The 1459-nt window shown below is 54.1% G+C and carries 1 pseudogene; it reads right to left on the bottom strand.

The features are described 5' to 3' along the window. A pseudogene (locus BGK46_RS01960) lies at nucleotides 1-1382 on the bottom strand (hypothetical protein); the annotation flags it as partial. Between the last annotated feature and the right edge of the window lie 77 nt (nucleotides 1383-1459).

Here is a 1459-nt window from a genome sequence, read left to right as displayed (position 1 = left end):
TCTGGCTCTGGCTCTGGCATGCTATCGAAAGCGGCCTGCTCTTCAGGATCAAGCGGTTCAGCATCTGCTAATGCAGCTTCTTCGTCATACTCTGGTAAACTGGTTAGGTCGAGAAGGTCCTCTTCACTGAGATCGTCAAGATTTTCGCCTTCATCATCTGCTGGCTCAGCGTCTAGATCATCGTCGCCATCTTCTTCTGGCGCCTCTTCTTCGCTGGCATCCTCTACGGCTTTATCTGCATCCGCAGTGTCATCATCCGCTGGCTCAGCGTCTAGATCATCGTCGCCGTCTTCTGCCGACGCGTCATCTTCGCTGGCATCTTCTACGGCTTCATCCGCAGTGTCATCATCTGCTGGCTCAGCGTCTAGATCATGGTCGCCGTCTTCTGCCGGCGCATCGTCTTCGTTGGCATCTTCTGCGGCTTCATCTGAATCCGCAGTTTCATCATCTGCTGGCTCGGCACCTAGATCATCGTCGCCGTCTTCGCTGGCATCTTCTACGGCTTTATCTGCATCCGCAGTGTCATCACCCGCTGGCTCAACATCTAGATCATCGTCGCCGTCTTCTGTTGGCGCCTCTCCTTCGCTGGCATCCTCTGCGGCTTCATCAGCATCCGCAGTGTCATCACCCGTTGGCTCGGCATCTAGAATATCGTCCCCGTCTTCTGCTGGCGCATCATCTTCGCTGGCACCTTCTACGGCTTCATCCGCATCCGCATCCGCATCCGCATCCGCATCCGCATCCGCAGTTTCATTATCTGCTGGCTCAGCATCTAGATCATCGTCGCCGTCTTCTGCCGGCGCATCGTCTTCGCTAGCATACTCTGCGGCTTCATCTGCAGTTTTATCATCTGCTGACTCAGCGTCTAGATCATCGCCGCCATCTTCTGTTGGCGCATCATCTTCGCTGGCATCTTCTCCGGCTTCATCTGCATCCGCAGCTTCATCAACTGCTGGCTCGGCATTTAGATCATTTTCGCCATCTTCTGCTGACGCATCGTCTTCGCTGGTATCTTCTGTGGATTCATCTGCATCCACAGTGTCATCATCTGCTAGCTCGGCATCTAGATCATCTTCAATATCTTCCGCTGTCGCATCCTCTTCGCTGATACCTTCTGAGGCTTCATCTGCATCCGCAGCTTCATCATCTGCTGGCTCGGCATCTAGATCATCGTCGCCATCTTCTGCTAACGCATCGTCGTCGCTGGTATCTTCTGCGGCTTCATCTGCATCCGCAGGCACATCGCCTTCGCTGGTATTCTCTGCTGACGCATCCGCTTCGGCGGTTTCGTCTGCTTCGCCACTATCGTCACTGTCTGGCTCTGGCTCTGGCTCTGGCTCTGGCTCTGGCTCTGGCTCTGGCTCTGGCTCTGGCTCTGGCATCCATTTTGTAGCAGTCTCATCGCCAACATCGACTTACATAACGTAATCAAGAATAAGAACATAGACCAGACACACAA

The sequence above is a fragment of the Salinivibrio sp. SS2 genome (assembly GCF_001722075.1).
Classification (GTDB): Bacteria; Pseudomonadota; Gammaproteobacteria; order Enterobacterales; family Vibrionaceae; genus Salinivibrio; species Salinivibrio proteolyticus.
The sequence above is the reverse complement of the archived record's forward strand: the minus strand, read 5'-3'. Positions and strand labels throughout refer to the sequence as shown.